Source organism: Nocardia sp. NPDC003726 (genome assembly GCF_053586955.1).
The window spans coordinates 1-16,802 of the sequence record NZ_JBSFNF010000039.1 but is presented as its reverse complement, the minus strand read 5'-3'; the positions used below and the strand labels follow the sequence as shown (position 1 = coordinate 16,802).

Sequence of the window (16,802 nt, the reverse complement as noted above, 5' to 3'; positions counted from 1 at the left end):
GTGTCAGGCGCGGGCCGAGCCGGCGGACGGGGACTGGGACTGGCTGGCCTCGGCTTCGAGGACGAAGGTCTCGGCTTCGGCCACCACCTCGGAATCTGCGGGCAGGGCGCGCAGACCGGGACGGCGCAGGAACACCGCCCAGACCACCAGGGCGCACACCACGTAGAAGGCCATGAACACCCAGAACGCGGTGGTCGCCGACTTGGTGGACGCGTAGGAGGAGCGCAGCACCAGGTTGATGCCGACGCCGCCGAGTGCGCCGATGGCGCCGACGAAACCGATCAGCGCGCCGGAGGTGTTCTGCGACCAGGCCGCCTGCTGGGCGGGCGTGGCGTCCAGGCTCTTGGACTTCGCCTCGAACACCGACGGGATGATCTTGGTGACCGACCCGTTGCCGATGCCGGAGAGCACGAACAGGGCGATGAAGCCGATGACGAGCGCGGTCATCACACCGCCGCCGGCCACGCCGTTGTTGTTGTCGGCCAGCGTGCTGGCCACGGTGACCAGCACCGCCGCCGCCATCATCGCGCCGAAGACGTAGAGGGTCACCCGGCTGCCGCCGATGCGGTCGGCCCACTTGCCGCCGTACGGGCGGGCCAGCGAGCCGAGCAGCGGGCCGATGAACGCGATCTGCGCTGCGTGCAGCGTGGCCTGCGCGACGCTGTCGCCGCCGGCGCGGAAGCTGATCTGCAGGATCTGGCCGAAGGCGAAGCTGTAGCCGATGAACGAGCCGAAGGTGCCGATGTAGAGGAACGCGATCGCCCAGGACTGCGGCACCTTCAGCGCGGTGAGCATGTAGGAGAGATCGGCCTTCTGGTTGGGCAGGTTGTCCATGAACAGCGCGGCGCCCACGCCGGCGACCGCGATCAGCACCAGGTACACCGCGCAGATCAGTGAGGCGTAGCCGTTGCCGAGGATCGCGATGACCAGCAGGCCGATCAGCTGGATCACCGGAACGCCGATGTTGCCGCCGCCCGCGTTCAGGCCGAGCGCCCAGCCCTTGAGCCGCTGCGGGTAGAACGCGTTGATGTTGGTCATCGAGGAGGCGAAGTTGCCGCCGCCGAAGCCGGCGAACGCGGCGATCACGAGGAACGTCGTGTACGAGGTGCCGGGCTGGTTGACGAAGTACAGCGTGAGCAGCGTCGGAATCAGCAGCATCACCGCGCTGAACACGGTCCAGTTGCGGCCGCCGAACCGCGCGGTCGCCACGGTGTAGGGAATCCGCAGGAACGCGCCCACCAGGGTCGGCATGGCGACCAGGAAGAACTTGCCCGCCGGGTCGATGCCGAACTTGTCGGTCGGCATGAACAGCACCATCACCGACCAGATCGACCACACCGAGAATCCGACGTGCTCGGCGAAGACCGACCAGATCAGGTTGCGGCGGGCGATGTCCTTGCCGCCCGCTTCCCAAGCGGTGACGTCCTCGGCATCCCAATGCTCGAGGCGCGGCCTGCGGATCTTCGTCCGTCCCAGCGCTTCCAGACGGTTACGCGTCAGCGTGCTCAACGGGGCCTCCCAAAGTCGGTTGGCCCCACGGTAGGAAATGGGTATTGCCGAAATGCTGCGCGAAATGACCGTCAAATCAACGGTTGCTCACGATTACCGGTGATCCGAGGTGAGTTTCGAGCGAATGTTTCAGGCATGTGACACAACGGTTTCCGTCCGTCACAAATAGGCCGATCTCGAATTCGACGGCCGGTGAGGTGTGACGCGCGCTACGTCGCGTAAATCGAATGCGCCAATCCTGGACCTGTTCGCACAGCCGCGCAACCGGAACTGTGAGATTTCCGGCCCGCGGCGGCGCGCGTCAATTCCAGGTGTCTTCGAGCACGCGCGGCTTGCACGCCTGCCACGCGCCCGCGAGCAGCACCAGCACGGCCACGCCCAGCATGGCGAACGGGACGAGCCAGCCGCCCGTCGTCGTGTGCAGCACGCCGAACAGCAGCGGACCCACGCAGGCCACCGCGTAGCCGACGCCCTGGGTGAAGCCCGACAGCGCGGCCGACCCGGCAGGGGTGCGGGTGCGCAGATTGATCAGCGTGAGCGCCATCGGGAACGTGCTGGGCCCGAGACCAAGCACGACCACCCACAGGATCGGCGCGGCCATCGGCGCGATCAGCAGACCGGCGAACGCGATGAAGAACAGCGCCGCGCAACCGACCACGACGGGGAACGGATTGCGGAACCGGGCCACCACCGTCGGCGCGGAGAGTGCGGCGACCAGGCCCACCACGGCGAACAGCCCGACCATGGCTCCGCCGTACGCGGCGCTCGCGCCCGCTTCGCTCAGGATCTTCGGCAACCAGGTGAACATCGCGTAGGTGGTGAGCGAGGTCATGCCGAACATGCCGGCCATGCCCCATGCGATCGGCGAGCGCCACACCCGCCCGTTGTGCGGCGGCTGCTCGGGCACCGCCGTGCGGTCGGCGCCGTCGTGTCCGCGCCGGCCGCGCAGCACCGCCAGCCACGGCACCGCCGCGGCGAACCCCAGCAGGCCCCACACGCCGAGCGAAACGCGCCAGCCGTGCGCGTCCGCGACCGGGACGGCGGTGAAGGCGGGCACCACCGTGCCGAGTTGCACCATCACGATGTACAGCGAGCTGATCACGGCGAGGCGATCCGGGAAGTACCGCTTCACCAGCGGCGGGATCACCACGTTGCCGATGCCCATGCCCGCGAGGGCCAGGGCGGAGAAGATCAGCAGTTCGGCGGTGCCCGACATCAGCACCCGGATCGACATGCCCGCGCCCGCCATCAGCATGGCCGTCAGCGCGGTGCGCTCCAGTCCGAGCCGGACCGCGAGAACCGGGGTGAGCAGCCCCGACAGCGCGAACATGGCGGTGGGCAGCATCCCGAAGACGCCGACAACGGCGGCGCCGTAACCGATCTCGGAGCCGATCCGCTCGGCAAGCGGGCTGAACGCGGTGACGGCGACACGCAGCGTGAGCGCCGACATCACGATGGCGGCCAGGACCAGCACCCGGCCCTCGGTCAGCGCACGTCGACGGCGCTCGACCAGGACGGTTTCCTGGCGAGTCTCGGTTTCCGGAAGGGTCGCAGTCACCGAGAAATCATAGGATGACCGGATGAAGAGCGGCAACGATTTGTGATGGGCGGTACTCTGTCGAGGTGCAACCCGTCCGGCGCACCAGCCTCATCGCCCAGGTCACCGAACAGCTGCGTGCCGAAATCCGTTCCGGCCGTTGGCCGATCGGCTCCCGCATCCCGACCGAGCCGGAGCTCACCGAGCTCACCGGCACCGGCCGCAACACCGTGCGCGAGGCCGTGCAGGCCCTCGTGCACGCCGGCATGCTGGAGCGTCGCCAAGGCTCTGGAACGTACGTCATCGCCGCATCGGACCTCGGCGGAACGCTCGGCAAATATTTCGCCGACGCGGAGGAACGCGACGTGCTGGAGCTGCGCCTCGCGCTGGACGTCACCGCAGCGGGCCTGGCCGCGCGCCGCCGCGACGACACCGACATCGCGAACCTCCAGCGCCTGCTGGCCGAACGCGACAAGAAATGGGACGAGGACCCCACCGCCGCGATCGAGGCCGACGTCCAACTGCACCGCGCGATCGTCGTCGCCAGCCACAACGCCGTGTACCTCGAGTTCTACGATTCGCTGCTGCCGATCATCGAACAGGTCATCCGCGCGCGCACGGCCAAGTCCGACGACTCCTACACCGACGAGCACGCCGCGCTGGTGCACGCTGTCATCGACGGCGATCCCGAACGGGCCGCCTCCGCGACCCGCTGCTTCCTCAATTCGCTCATCGCGGAATATCCCGACGCGCGATAAACGCGTCAGGTAACCGAGTGGTCACCATTACCGGCCGCGTGATGTGAGTCGGAATTGCCGGGAACGTCATCGAGGGCCACGGGGACGCAACACGCGGCTCATACCTTTGTCTCGACCGTAGCTAGGCACTCGACAGCCGCCGGCGGCACTGCGCCGCGATGAGGGCCGGTCGAGCCGAATCGAGAGGAAGCCGATGACCGCCGTAGCAGCCACCGGCCAGCAGTCGCAGACAACGACTTTCGAATATCAGAAACGTGGACGCTGGCTCGACCACTGGGATCCGGACAATCCGACGTTCTGGGCCTCCGGCGGCGCGAAGACCGCGCGCAAGAACCTCATCTTCTCCGTGTTCGCCGAGAATCTCGGCTTCAGCATCTGGGTCATCTGGGGCACCGTGGTGACCAGCATGGGCGCCGCCGGATTCGACTTCCTCGCCGGTCTCGGCAAGGGCAACCCCACCGCGGTGAGCAACGCGCTACTGCTGACCTCGACCCCCACCTTGGTCGGCGCCGCGCTGCGCATTCCGTACACCTTCGCCATTCCCCGGTTCGGCGGGCGGGCGTTCACGGTGTTCAGTGCGGGAATGCTGCTGCTGCCCACGCTCGGCCTGGCCTACTTCGTCAACCAGCCGGGCACCCCGATGTGGGTGTTCCTGGTGCTCGCGGCGCTCGCGGGCGTCGGCGGCGGCAACTTCTCCTCCTCGATGGCCAACATCAACTTCTTCTTCCCGGAGGGCAAGAAGGGTGCGGCCCTTGGCATCAACGCGGCGGGCGGCAACCTCGGCGTCGCCCAGACCCAGCTGATCCTGCCGCTGGTGATCACCCTCGGCACCCACATCATGGCCAAGGACCCGGGCGGCTATCGCTTCGGCATCACACTGTCGGTGCTGGTCTGGGTGCCGTTCATCCTGGCCGCCGCGTTCGGCGCGCTGCGCTACATGGACAGCATCGCCACCGCCAAGTCCGACGGGAAGTCCTACCGGCTCGCGCTCACCAACCGGCACACCTGGGTGATGGCGATCCTCTACATCGGCACCTTCGGCTCGTTCATCGGCTTCTCCTTCGCCTTCCCGACCCTGATCAAGGCCAACTTCCCCGACTTGGCCAAGATCGGCTGGATCACCACGCTCGGCAACCTGGCGTTCCTCGGCGCGCTGGTCGGGTCGTTCAGCAGGCCGTTCGGCGGCTGGGTGTCGGACAAGGTCGGCGGCGCGAAGATCACCCTGTACGTGTTCGGCGGCATGGCGATCGCGGTCGCGCTGATCATGGCCGCGCTGGAACTGAAGAGCTTCCCGCTGTATCTGGTCGCGTTCCTGCTGCTGTTCGTGCTCACCGGCATCGGCAACGGCTCGACCTACCGGATGATCCCGACCATCTTCAGCGCCGAGTCCAAGAAGTACGCCGCCGAGCACGGCATCGACATCGCCGAAGCCGCCGTCTCCGCCAAACGCCAAGCCGGCGCAGCGATCGGCGTCATCGGCGCGGTCGGCGCCTCCGGTGGCTGGCTGTTGCAGCAGGCGCTGCGGTTGTCCAACACCCACCTGCACAGCATGGCTCCCGCGTTCTGGGCCTACGCCGGCGCGTTCCTGGTGATGGCCGCCGTCACCTGGTGGTTCTACCTGCGGTCCTCGTTCGCCATCCAGCGCGTTCCCTCGCTGGCCTACGCGAACGTCTGACCGTCGCAGCCTGTCCCGCGGTCCGGACCCCGCGGGACACGGGCGTCGCATCCGCCGTCACCCCTCCGGCGGAGCCGACCCCCACCACCGAACGTCCGCTCGTCGCCCGGGTTGATCCGGGTCCCGGCCTGCACCGAGAAGACGGGCGGACGTTCGGTGTCGTCGTGCGACGCTGCAGTGATCGACTCTCCGACCCGATTCAAGGCCGCGGGTGCCGACTTCGTTCCGACCGCAGGCCACCTGCCCCCACCTGGTTCAGAATTCGAGTTCGGACCAGGGAATGGCGATCGGGAACGGAAAGTCGATCTCGATGCCGCCCGAATCACCCGGTGTCCATTCGCCGACCATGAGGTAGTTGGACGCGTGGAGCGGATGAACCCCCTCCGGAAGCTGAGCATGCCCGGTCTCGACCGCGTAGGCACGCACAATGGCGATAGCGCTCGCTTCGCGAGCCAGAGTCACTTCCCAGTACCACGGAATTCCGGCGCTCGCGTACCGAACCTTCTTCGCCTCGATATCAGCCTGGGTGTCGGACGGCGACAAAACCTCCCCGACCAGCGAGACGTCGCCGCCACGGACATCCTGGTACGGGGTTTCGAGACACCTGTGCGCGAGAAAGTCGGGAGTAAGGAAATCGGATTTACCACTGCGGCCCAGAAAGACATTCGTCTCCTCCGTCGTGACACGCCAGCAATGCTGTGTGCGCACGGACATGTCTTGCCCGGCACAGCGGCGCAAGGCGCTCCACATCAAATTCGTGAACGTTTGATGTTCGGAGGGACCGCGGCGAACCCAGACCACGCGACCGTTCCACAACTCGATCTGACTCGCGATCTCCTCGGGGAGTCGCTCCGAACTCCCAGATCATGTACTCGGGAAGGTCGGGCCGCTCGGGCATGCCGCAATAGTAGATGACCTGCCCGGCGACTCCGGTCAATACGGTAGGTGGACGCCGTCGCGCACTTCCTTGACGGTTCTGACGATCATCTGTTGCAAGGTGGCGGCGATGCGCTCAGGGGTGGTGGGTTTGATCGTCAGCAGGTCGGTGCCGAAGGTGACGTAGCGACCGTCGTTCTCGACGTCGTTGAGCTGGAAATCCTTGCGGCCGTGCGTATGCCGGTTGTCGACGCTGCCCATCGCGTAGACGCCGACGTGCCCGATCAAGGTCATGGCGCGGGTGAAGAACCGCTCGAACTCCTCCCGTGGCGTCGGCCGCCACGCGTCCCGGACCGGCGGTCTCGGCCGCGCCAACTCCTCGGTGGAGGCTTGCAATTGCTTGCCCTTCCCCGGAGCACAGGCGGGAAACACGTCGACCACAGCTCGCGCCACCGCACCGGCGGGCAGTAACGTTAGCACCACGTCACCGCCGTGTCCGGGTTCCGGCCCTGGTTCCTGCACCGCGATCGCGCCGTGTTCGTAGTGCACCCCCGCATGGGCCCGCAGCCTGCGGTCGCGGCGTCTACCGGCGAATCCGGCCACCTCCACCCTCGCCTCCGGAGCCAGCAGCACTTCCACCGCGCGCAACAACTCGTCATCGATGCGCGGGCGCAGCGACTGCGCGGCGGCCTGCCGCAACCGCAGACTCTCCGAGCGGAACTCGGTCGTGTACTGGTGCTGCAAGGGATACGGCAGCACATCCCGTCCGGTGGACTCCCACAGTGTCCGGAATTCGAGCGCGGTGAATCGCCAGTTCTGCACCTCGGGCATGGGTGAGGTCCTTATCGCGGGTTGTCGCCGATGACCGGCGGAACCGTCCTCGGCAGCTGGTCCAGCCCCGTGAGCTCGTCGCCGTATTCCTGAGTGATCAGGTAATCCGGGATGCCCTTGGTCGATTCCTCATCGGATTTGCCGCCGCGCGCACCGGGCGCCATTCCGCTCATGCCGCTGGTACCGACGCGGCCGGGCGAGGCACCCGTGCGTGCGGCTGCGGCCGAGACGGCGTTGGGATTGCTCGGCGTGCCTTTGGACGGCATCGAGACACCGGGTCCGCCCGGCGTTCCGGGATTACTCGGCGTGCTCAGGTGCGGGCTGCCAGGACTGTGCGGCGATGTGCTCGGCGCAGGCGTCGTGGACGCAGGCGTTGTCGAAGCCGGAGTGGTGGACGCCGGGGTCGTCGATTCCTGCGTAGTGGATGCTGGGTCGGTGTCCGTCGACTCCGGTTTCTCCGAGGCGATGTCCGAGGGTTGATCGCTGGACTGAGTCACCGGATCCTCGGTGGGATTCTTGCCGGAAGGCTCCGAGCTGGGCGACGAAGTCCCTGAGGGGTTCTGACTGCCGCTGTTCGTCCCTCGCGGGCTGGTGCCGTCGTCTGCGCCGCCCGGATTCGTGGTGGAAGCCGGACGCGGAATCACGGGCACGTTGGTATCCGATTCCATGACAACCGGGGCGTACACGGTTCGCAGCACCCGCAATGCTTCGGTCTTCGCGTTGTACTCGGCGACGTCGTCGTTGCGCCATCCGCGTCCGGCGACGAAGGCGAGGGCGTTGCCGATTCCACTGCGGTGCTCCGGCGCGTGCGGGACCAGTTGCTTGGTCGGTTCCAGCCCGGTCAGCAACTCGGACAGCTTGTTGCCCGTCAGCCGGGCCGCATTCGAGACCTGCGCACCTTGGGCGGCATAGTCGGCGACCGCACTGGCTGCGGCGTTGCGCGCCTCACCCCGCCACACACTGTCATCGGTGGCCCGCGCCATCGCCTTCGTGAAGGTATCCAGAGAGGTTTGGTGCCGATCAGCGATGGTGTTCCACGCGGTTACCAGATCGGTGACCGCTTTCAGATCGATCTGATCGACCTTGCCGCGCAGCGTCGCGACATCGTGCCGCTCGAACTCGTCGGCGTCGAGAACCTCCCGCGGCCGGAATTCGCCCTGGAACCCGACACCGGCCGCTCGGCTGCGCACGCCGTCACGCTGCTGGTTGTACTTGTCCTGCACCCCGGCCACATTCACCTCGGGCTGCAACTCTTCACCCGAGATCCAATTGGTGACGTTGCGCAGCACAGTCGAACCGAGCTGCCCGTAGTCGAGTTCCAGAACTTTCAGTCTCTCGAACGGATTGACCATCAGCGCACCTGCTCGGTGGTGTTCGCGAACTGCGTCGCGTTCTCGATGTCCTGCCCGGTGATGCGCTTGAACGAGATCGCCATGACCTCACGCATGTTCTTCACGGTCTCGATGTGCTCGAGGATGATCTGATCGATCGAATTCGGGTCACCCATTGCCTGCTTCAGGAATTTCTTGACCAGGTCGTCGGCCATCTTGAAATCACCGAAACCGGACACGTTTTGAGCGTTGCCCGCCAAGCTGCGCAACGATTGGAGTTCAGCTATACGCGAGTCACAGGCTTGCGCGCAGAGAAGTGCGGCGTTCTGATCGTCTAGGTACAGTTCTCCTGCTTTGGCTTGGCCAGCAAGCCGACTCCAGATAGAAGCATTGTCCTCACTCATGCGTCCCCTCCCTGGTCAACGCGGTAATGTGGGCACAATCGACTCGCCGACGCGATAGACGACCTTGCATGGATCCTCGAGATCGTCTCGTCCTGCCCGACCCTGGACCCTCAGTTGCAAAACCCCCTGGGCGGCCGGGAACAAAACGTCGCAATCAAGATTCTTGGAAGCTCCCTCGACCCTGAATTGCCGTCCCTGACGACCCGCGACCGTAACGTCCTGGAAGTCGACGTTCCCAGGTTTCCGCTCGAACTCCGACACGGTGCGGCTTGTCGAGAACACCGTGACGAAGTACTTGGGTCCGTCCCACCTACAGATCTCCCAGCCGGACTGATGCACACCGGCGATGCCCGACTCTTCAGTTTTCGGATCGACTCCCGCGGCCCGCAGCGCCTCGTCGGGGATCCCCGTGCACGGGTTGAACAGAGCCTGTGCCGTAGTGCTGGCCCCCGTCGTGGGCGATCCGGTCGTGGTGTCTTCGCATCCCACGGTTCCGGTCGCCAGTGCACCGATGAGCAGTGCCAACAGGATTCGACGACTCATCCCCACCCTCTCGACCCGTGACGACTCAAGTGCGCCAACAGTAGCAGACGGCATGTCCGGCGCTCTTTGGTCGCGCTGGTCAGCGGGTGCCCTGATCTCGGGCGCGTGGGGCAGCGGTGGGCTGGGGGGCGGCAGGGGCTCTCCGTAGTCGGGCGTGCGGGTTTGGAGACGGATCTATGGTGGCAGGGCAGTAACGAGATGGACGAAAGCTAGGACATAGGACTGAGTTCGACGCAGATTCGAAGGGGTTGGAATCATGAAGTTCGGCAAGATCGTGGCCGGGTTCGCGCTGGCTGCCGCCGCAGTCTCGATCGCTCCCGCCGTCGCCTCCGCCGACGATCCGGAGTTCCCGCGCAACGGCGTCATTCCGCCGGGGACCTACCACATCGGGAGAGGCCCCTCCAACGTGATCGGGTCGCCGATCGAGAACTGCGACCTGCAAGTCTTCGGGGATGGCAGCACTGTGACGCTGATTTGCGGCGCCTCCAGCCGAAGCGGGCATCAGACGCCGGTCGGCCCGGACGAGACCTATGTTTCGTTCGACTTCGTGCCGCTCGGCCTCGACCTGCATGACATCGACCCGCGGCAGGGGCTTTGGAGCGGAACGGTGAATATCGCCGGAACTCCGATCATCGCCCCGTACCCGCTGGCAGCGGTCTGGCTCAGCCGCCGCTGAACCGGATGCGCCGGTAAAGCGCTACGTCGCTCACGTCGCGATGGATACGGCCTGGACTTCGGCTGCGAAGCAGAAGTCCAGGCCGTCTGTCGGCTACCGCGAGGTCACATATCAAATGCCAGGTCGAACCCGCCCGCGCCGACGCTGGCCGTGAAGGCGTCCCATTGGTCCGGCGTGAAGACGAGCGCTGGCCCGATCGGGTCCTTCGAATCGCGGACACCGACGTGGCCAGCCGCGAGCCACGCGACTTCCACGCATGCATCGGCCTCACCACTGTGGACAGACTTGAACCACTTCGCTCCGGATAGGTCGACCTTCATTATTCGTATCTCCTGGCCATATTCCTGAGCAGATCTCTCGATCGTTGCTCGTCGAGTGCAGCACCATTGACGGCTGCGTGGATCACCCGGAAGCGGTTCACATCGTCCGCTTCCTCGAAAATCATTGTGCCTATGGCACCTTCGGTGTAGACGACAGACGGCTCGTCATGAGGGAAGTCGATGATGATGTACGGCGGGACCGCCAACCCGCCCGGGAAGCCAGCAGCGAAGGGAACTACCCGGATCGAGACGTTCTCCCGCGTACCCATGTCGGCAAGATGACGATATTGCGAAGACATGATCCGGGTAGAACCGACGACGGTACGCAGAGCCGACTCATGCACCAGGAATTCAGCCTGCATCGGCTTGTGCTTGCGAGTGAGTATCGCTGATCGCTGGATTCTCCGTTCCACCAGCCAGTCGACCTCTTCGGACGAGCCCCTTGATGCAGAGGATCGCACACTGCGGGCATAGTCGGGAGTCTGCAAGAGGCCCGGTATGATAAGCGTCTGGAAGAAGTGCAAATCTGTTGCCGCAGCCTCTAATTGCAGATACGTGTTGAACCCGGGCCGCACCAGATCCCGGAAGTCCTCCCACCACGGTTTCACACGCGCGTGCTCGGCCAGCGATTTCAAGTACTCGGTCCGCTCGTCCGGCAGCCCGTAGTACTGGCAGATGTACTCGATGTCCCGAACTTTGATCTTCTCGTTCTGCCCCAACTCCAGCCGCCCGAGCGAGGATCGGCTGATCTCCAGGACTTCGGCTACCTGCTCGAGGGTGTAACCGTTGGCCTGACGCGCGTCGCGCAGTGCGCGGCCCAACTGGCGACGCGGCAGCGTCGTCCGGCTGAAGTCCGACTTGGTACCGACCATTTCCGTTGCGTCCTCCCCTGCTATCCCACGGTGTGACCTGCTTTTTCCCACGGCGAGAATCGATGTCCGCCCACTCGGGAGGCGATCAGCGCGTACGCGCCGATTGCTGGGCACCGGCCGATTCGAGCTCCCCGTCGTGAGCACGTTCGCAGCATATGCACATGACCGAACAACCTGGAACGGAACTCGAATTCGTCACGAATTCCCGCGCGCCGGAGCCGAATACGCATGATCTACGGTCGACGGTTCCCGGCACCGGATCACACCGGCACGGAGTGACGGAGGGCCTGTTCGTCCCGCCCGGAATCTGCGCGCGCGCCGACGTCCGGCTGGCACACGGGCAGATGCGGGCGCACCTGACCTGCCGGATCGAGCGGTGCGCGTGGAAGGCGGCGGCGTACCGCACGCTGGTGATCACGGGACGGCTGACACCGCAGGCGGTGAGCCACCGGGAACGCGCCGCCGCGCGCGGGATCGGGTTCCCGTCACAGGACGACAGCGGCGACACCGACCATGTGCTCGACGTGCACACGATCCAAGCGGTGCTGGAGCAGTTGTCGGCGTTGGCGGCCCCACCGGACGCGGCGCGGGGGTGAGCCGTTTGCATCGCACCATGATCGGAGCCGTACAGGCTTCCTGGCGGGTGGTGGGAAGTCGCATCGAGATCGTGTTCTTCCGCGACGCCTCCGACCCCACGCCCGCCTACCGGCTGCGCAACAACGGCGACACGGTGCCGGTTCCGCTGGGCCAGAACGGTTTCGTCGCCTTCGACGAGCGCGCACTGCCGGATCTGGCGCAGGTCCGTGAATGGTTCCCGCGCCACTTCCGGCTGTGGGACGCGGTCCGCGCCGAGTTCTGGAATGTTCTGCTGCCCGCCCACGGGGCGCGCGCCGCGGACCTTCCCGTCCCGCGCCGGCCGGATGAGACGGCCTGATCCCCTACTTCGCACAGGTAACCGAGAGCCGAATGTCCAAGCGCCGAAATCGACGACCCGAATCACGCAAGCCGACGAGTGCCGCCATCCGATACCCACCCAGGACCACGATCGACGCCATGCTCGCGGCCATGCTCGCCGAGCGCCGAGCGGACGCGCCCGATATCGACACCGTGCACTTCTGGGGATTCGCCCGCACCGAGAACCCCACCGCGCACGACGCGGCACACACCCCTATAACCCTCGACCCCGATGCCGAACGCTCCCCCATCCTGGATTCGGCCGAAGGGATGATCCGGAGATTCACCGGCCGCATATGGGGTTTCGGGTTCGCCTACCTGACGGTGGGCGAGCTGTTCACCGACGACGTCCCCCAAGACGCGATTCAGGCCGCGCAGGCTGGCCGGTTGAGCGAACGCCCCACAGCCGACCGCGTCTGCGCGGCAACCATATTCGATGCCCGAGCACGCGCCTACACGTCGCTGACCTACACCCACCTGCCCGAACTAGGACCGACACCCACCTGGGTGAGCGACACCCGCGACTCCACCGACGCTTGGGTAGCCCTCTTCGACCAGCGCGCCGTCGCGGCGCACGTGTGGGCGGCGGCCATAACGCTCGATCCGTCCGCGAACCGCGCCGCCATAGCGCGTCTACGGGGGCGGTGAAATCGCGTTGGACTCGTCCGGGTGCGTTGTTATGGTGAGGTCGTGAATTCTCCGGAGGCGTCCAGACGGTAGCCGCCCGGCATCCGTGCCGGGCGGCGTTGTGAATGCGCAACCGCCGGCCGGAATGCGGCCCGTGGGTATTTCGCGACGCCGGACAATGCTGGTTTCTCCGCATCGGGTGACGGTTCTCCCGATTGCGCGACCATCTCGGGCGTCCCGGCTGCTGCGTGGCGCCCTCTCTTCCGGGGAGTTCCTTTCATGCCCATTGTGGTGTTCGTGCTGGCTGTGGCGGTGTTCGCGCAGGGCACGTCCGAATTCATGGTGTCCGGCCTGTTGGAGCGCATCGCCGCCGACGTCGGGGTTTCGCTCGGGGCCGCCGGTCTGCTGACCTCGCTGTTCGCGGCGGGCATGGTGCTCGGCGCGCCGCTGATGGCGATGGCGGCGGGCAGGTTGCCGGTCCGGCATTCGGTGGCGGCGTTCTTGGCGGTCTTCTGCGTCACTCATGTCGTCGGCGCGGCGACCAGCGATTTCACCGTGCTGCTGATGACCAGGGTCGTCGCGGCCGTCGCCAACGCCGGATTCCTGGCGATCGCGCTGGCCGCTCTGCCGGGCTTGGTCGGCCCGGGCGTGGTGGGGCGCGCGACCTCGGTGGTGGTGTCCGGAGTGACCGTCGCCTGCATCGCGGGCGTTCCGGCCGGCACTGTGCTGGGGCAGCTGTGGGGATGGCGTGCCGCGTTCGTGGCCGTCGCGATCGTCAGCGGTGCGGCGGTGATCCCGGTGTGGGCGATGGTGCCCGGTGCGCTGCGCGCCGATGATCGGCCGATCGCACCGCAGCCCTCCCTCCTGCGGGAGTGGACCGTGCTCGGCGAACGTCCGGTCCGCGCCGCCGTCCTGGTCGCCGTCCTGGTCAACGCGGCGACCTTCGCGGGGTTCACGTTCCTCGGTTCGGTCACCACCGGGCTCGCCGACGCGGGCGCCCGCTGGGCTCCGATCGTGCTGGCCTTGTTCGGCCTCGGCTCGTTCGCCGGCGTGACGCTCACCGGCCGATACAGCGACCGTCATCGCGAAAGGATCGTCGCGCTCGGAACGATGGGGCTCGTGGCCGTGTGGCTGCTGGCGGCTCTGACCGCCCATACCCTGCTCGGCGTGGCGGTCATGGCGACCGCGTCCGGGGCGGTCGCGTTCGGAGTGGGATCGACACTGATCACGACGATCGTGCAGGCCGCGGCGCCCGCCGCGCCGCGGATCGCCGGTGCGTTGGCCACCACCGCGTTCAACATCGGCGCGGTTCTCGGCCCCGCCGCCGCCGCAGTCGTCGTCGGCCACACCGGCCGGCCCGCGCAGGCGTTCTGGTGCGGCGCGGTCTTCGCCGTCGTCGCGGCGACGGTCGTCCGGACCACCCGGAAACCGGCCGCATCAGAGGCCGCAGCGGCCACGGTGGAGTAACCCTGGCGAATTACCGCTAATAGACTTGACGAACGGTGTAGCCAGATGTCACTATAAATACGGGAAGACACAAGAAATCATGTGTCTATTTTTTGATGTCCTCGACATCGGTCTAATTCGGGTGTAACTTAGGACGTCGCGCCGGGTCGCGTGCTGTCCAACTCTCGAAATACGAATTGACTGTGGAAGCGGCACAATCTGCGTGCCGCCTTCCACCCGTTGTTGTCGAGCCACGTTCGGACACTGTCCAGCACGGTGCGCCATGAGAAATACCGACCACAGGACAAGCAGATACCGTGACGCCCACGCGACCGTGTGGGCGTCACGAGGTGCTGGAAGGACGCATCTTGACAGTCTCGAGTCAGACCGACGTCTACACCGCGACGCCCGTCGATGCCGGAGTCTCCCGCGCGCCGAAGCGCCTGTCGTTCGCGAAGATCCGCGAGCCAATGGAGGTTCCGGGCCTGCTGGAAATCCAGACCGATTCGTTCGAATGGTTGATCGGCGCGCCCGCCTGGCGCGAACGGGCGACCGCGCGCGGGGAATCCGGCGCGGGTGGACTGGCGGAGCTGCTCGCGGAAGTCAGCCCGATCGAGGACTTCGCGGGAACCATGTCGCTGACGCTGTCCGATCCCCGCTTCGAGGAGGTCAAGGCCTCGATCGATGAGTGCAAAGACAAGGACATGACGTATGCGGCTCCGTTGTTCGTGACGGCGGAGTTCATCAACAACAACACCGGTGAGATCAAGAGCCAGACGGTCTTCATGGGTGATTTCCCGATGATGACCGATAAGGGCACGTTCATCATCAACGGCACCGAGCGGGTCGTGGTGTCGCAGTTGGTGCGTTCGCCGGGTGTGTATTTCGATCACACGGTCGACAAGGGCACGGAGAAGGATCTGCACAGTGTGCGGGTCATTCCGTCGCGTGGTGCGTGGCTGGAGTTCGACGTGGACAAGCGCGACACCGTGGGTGTGCGCATCGACCGCAAGCGCCGCCAGCCGGTCACGGTCCTGCTGAAGGCGCTGGGCTGGACGAGTGAGCAGATCGTCGAGCGCTTCGGCTTCTCCGAAGTGATGATGACCTCCCTGGAGAAGGACGGCACAGCGGGCACCGACGAGGCGCTGCTCGATATCCATCGCAAGCTGCGTCCGGGTGAGCCGCCGACCAAGGAGTCCGCGCAAAACCTGTTGGAGAACCTGTTCTTCAAGGAGAAGCGCTACGACCTGGCGCGCGTCGGCCGCTACAAGATCGACAAGAAACTCGGCATCCGCACCGGCGGCGGCTCACTGGCGCTCACCGAGGACGACATCGTCACGATCATCGAATACCTGCTGCGTCTGCACGCGGGCGAGAAGACCATGACCGCCCCGGGTGGCGTCGAGGTCCGGGTGGAGGTCGACGACATCGACCACTTCGGCAACCGCAGGCTGCGCACCGTCGGCGAGCTGATCCAATCCCAGATCCGGCTGGGGCTGTCGCGGATGGAGCGTGTGGTCCGCGAGCGGATGACCACTCAGGACATCGAGGCGATCACGCCGCAGACGCTGATGAACATCCGCCCGGTCGTCGCGGTGCTCAAGGAGTTCTTCGGAACCTCGCAACTGTCGGTGTTCCTGGACGAGCGCAATCCGCTGGCGAGCCTGACCCAGAAACGCCGCCTGTCCGCGCTCGGTCCCGGTGGTCTGTCCCGGGAGCGCGCCAGCCTCGAAGTCCGCGATGTGCACTACAGCCATTACGGCCGCATGTGCCCGATCGAGACCCCGGAAGGCCCGAACATCGGCCTGATCGGTTACATGTCGGTGTACGCGCGAGTCAATCCGTTCGGCTTCATCGAGACCCCGTACCGGAAAGTGGTCGACGGCCGCGTCACCGACGAGATCGACTATCTCACCGCGGACCAGGAAGACCTGCACGTCGTGGCGCAGGCGAACGAGCCGCTCGACGCCGGCGGACGGTTCGTCAACGCGCGCATCCCGGTGCGCCGCAAGAACTCCGAGGTAGAGCTCGTCGCCTCCGCCGATATCGACTATATGGACGTTTCGCCGCGTCAGATGGTGTCGGTCGCGACGGCCATGATCCCGTTCCTCGAGCACGACGACGCCAACCGCGCCCTCATGGGCGCGAACATGCAGAAGCAGGCCGTTCCGCTGATCCGATCGGAAGCGCCCCTGGTCGGTACCGGTATGGAGTTGCGCGCGGCGATCGATGCCGGAGATGTGGTCGTCAGCGAGAAGGCCGGTGTGGTGGAAGAGGTTTCCGCCGACTACGTCACCGTGATGGCCGACGACGGAACCCGGCGCAGTTATCGGATGCGCAAGTTCGCTCGGTCGAATCAGGGCACGTGTTCCAACCAGCGTCCGATTGTGGATGAGGGTCAGCGGGTGGAGCGTGGTCAGGTGCTGGCCGATGGTCCGTGCAC

Annotated in this window: 17 protein-coding genes; 8 read left to right on the top strand and 9 right to left on the bottom strand. The window is 66.0% G+C overall.

From position 1 onward, the window contains the following. Nucleotides 1-3: 3 nt before the first annotated feature. Together ACWDMM_RS31575 and ACWDMM_RS31570 are read right to left on the bottom strand one after the other, a co-directional pair. Nucleotides 4-1,500: a nitrate/nitrite transporter gene (locus tag ACWDMM_RS31575; protein WP_449941103.1), complete on the bottom strand. Its 1,497-nt coding sequence runs from the start codon at nt 1,498-1,500 to the stop codon at nt 4-6. Between the two features lie 310 nt (nt 1,501-1,810). Continuing rightward, nucleotides 1,811-3,067, bottom strand: coding sequence for an MFS transporter (locus ACWDMM_RS31570; RefSeq protein ID WP_397069122.1), 1,257 nt, complete (start codon nt 3,065-3,067; stop codon nt 1,811-1,813). Nucleotides 3,068-3,132: 65 nt separating this feature from the next. On the opposite strand from ACWDMM_RS31570, the gene ACWDMM_RS31565 reads away from it, so the two are divergent. Together ACWDMM_RS31565 and ACWDMM_RS31560 are read left to right on the top strand one after the other, a co-directional pair. Next, complete coding sequence (locus tag ACWDMM_RS31565) at nt 3,133-3,804, top strand: FadR/GntR family transcriptional regulator (RefSeq protein WP_195081984.1); 672 nt, start codon at nt 3,133-3,135, stop codon at nt 3,802-3,804. 193 nt (nt 3,805-3,997) lie between these two features. Then, on the top strand, nt 3,998-5,479 hold the full coding sequence (locus ACWDMM_RS31560) for an MFS transporter (RefSeq protein ID WP_195081985.1): 1,482 nt from the start codon (nt 3,998-4,000) through the stop codon (nt 5,477-5,479). 255 nt (nt 5,480-5,734) lie between these two features. Here ACWDMM_RS31560 and ACWDMM_RS31555 read toward each other — a convergent pair whose 3' ends face one another. The 5 genes from ACWDMM_RS31555 to ACWDMM_RS31535 all read right to left on the bottom strand — a co-directional run bounded on the left by ACWDMM_RS31555 (nt 5,735) and on the right by ACWDMM_RS31535 (nt 9,464). After that, nucleotides 5,735-6,280: a Uma2 family endonuclease gene (locus ACWDMM_RS31555; protein ID WP_449941056.1), complete on the bottom strand. Its 546-nt coding sequence runs from the start codon at nt 6,278-6,280 to the stop codon at nt 5,735-5,737. A 132-nt stretch (nt 6,281-6,412) separates the two neighbouring features. Next, on the bottom strand, nt 6,413-7,186 hold the full coding sequence (locus ACWDMM_RS31550; protein WP_449941054.1) for an ESX secretion-associated protein EspG: 774 nt from the start codon (nt 7,184-7,186) through the stop codon (nt 6,413-6,415). A gap of 11 nt (nt 7,187-7,197) precedes the next feature. Next, a complete protein-coding gene (locus tag ACWDMM_RS31545; RefSeq protein ID WP_449941051.1) occupies nt 7,198-8,538 on the bottom strand; it encodes a hypothetical protein in 1,341 nt (446 codons plus the stop codon). Next, a complete protein-coding gene (locus ACWDMM_RS31540; RefSeq protein WP_357111369.1) occupies nt 8,538-8,921 on the bottom strand; it encodes a hypothetical protein in 384 nt (127 codons plus the stop codon). Before ACWDMM_RS31540 ends, ACWDMM_RS31545 begins: the two co-directional genes overlap by 1 nt. 15 nt (nt 8,922-8,936) lie before the next feature. After that, a complete protein-coding gene (locus ACWDMM_RS31535) occupies nt 8,937-9,464 on the bottom strand; it encodes a DUF3558 domain-containing protein (RefSeq protein ID WP_449941049.1) in 528 nt (175 codons plus the stop codon). Nucleotides 9,465-9,720: 256 nt separating this feature from the next. On the opposite strand from ACWDMM_RS31535, the gene ACWDMM_RS31530 reads away from it, so the two are divergent. Further along, nucleotides 9,721-10,140, top strand: a complete 420-nt coding sequence (locus tag ACWDMM_RS31530) for a hypothetical protein (protein ID WP_195081990.1) — start codon at nt 9,721-9,723, stop codon at nt 10,138-10,140. A gap of 104 nt (nt 10,141-10,244) precedes the next feature. On the opposite strand, the gene ACWDMM_RS31525 is transcribed toward ACWDMM_RS31530, so the two are convergent. Next, on the bottom strand, nt 10,245-10,460 hold the full coding sequence (locus ACWDMM_RS31525) for a DUF397 domain-containing protein (protein ID WP_357111363.1): 216 nt from the start codon (nt 10,458-10,460) through the stop codon (nt 10,245-10,247). Beyond that, nucleotides 10,460-11,332: a helix-turn-helix domain-containing protein gene (locus ACWDMM_RS31520; RefSeq protein WP_195081992.1), complete on the bottom strand. Its 873-nt coding sequence runs from the start codon at nt 11,330-11,332 to the stop codon at nt 10,460-10,462. The genes ACWDMM_RS31525 and ACWDMM_RS31520 overlap by 1 nt, the downstream gene beginning before the upstream one ends. Nucleotides 11,333-11,493: 161 nt before the next feature. Between ACWDMM_RS31520 and ACWDMM_RS31515 the strand changes: the two genes are divergently transcribed. The 5 genes from ACWDMM_RS31515 to rpoB all read left to right on the top strand — a co-directional run. Then, complete coding sequence (locus tag ACWDMM_RS31515; protein WP_449941046.1) at nt 11,494-11,928, top strand: hypothetical protein; 435 nt, start codon at nt 11,494-11,496, stop codon at nt 11,926-11,928. Between the two features lie 17 nt (nt 11,929-11,945). After that, nucleotides 11,946-12,266, top strand: a complete 321-nt coding sequence (locus ACWDMM_RS31510; RefSeq protein ID WP_357111359.1) for a hypothetical protein — start codon at nt 11,946-11,948, stop codon at nt 12,264-12,266. A gap of 119 nt (nt 12,267-12,385) precedes the next feature. Beyond that, nucleotides 12,386-12,934, top strand: coding sequence for a hypothetical protein (locus tag ACWDMM_RS31505; RefSeq protein WP_357111356.1), 549 nt, complete (start codon nt 12,386-12,388; stop codon nt 12,932-12,934). A 258-nt stretch (nt 12,935-13,192) separates the two neighbouring features. After that, a complete protein-coding gene (locus tag ACWDMM_RS31500) occupies nt 13,193-14,380 on the top strand; it encodes a Cmx/CmrA family chloramphenicol efflux MFS transporter (protein ID WP_357208434.1) in 1,188 nt (395 codons plus the stop codon). A gap of 329 nt (nt 14,381-14,709) precedes the next feature. Then, nucleotides 14,710-16,802 (top strand): DNA-directed RNA polymerase subunit beta (rpoB, locus tag ACWDMM_RS31495; protein ID WP_449941099.1); only part of this gene is annotated, 2,093 nt, incomplete at its 3' end.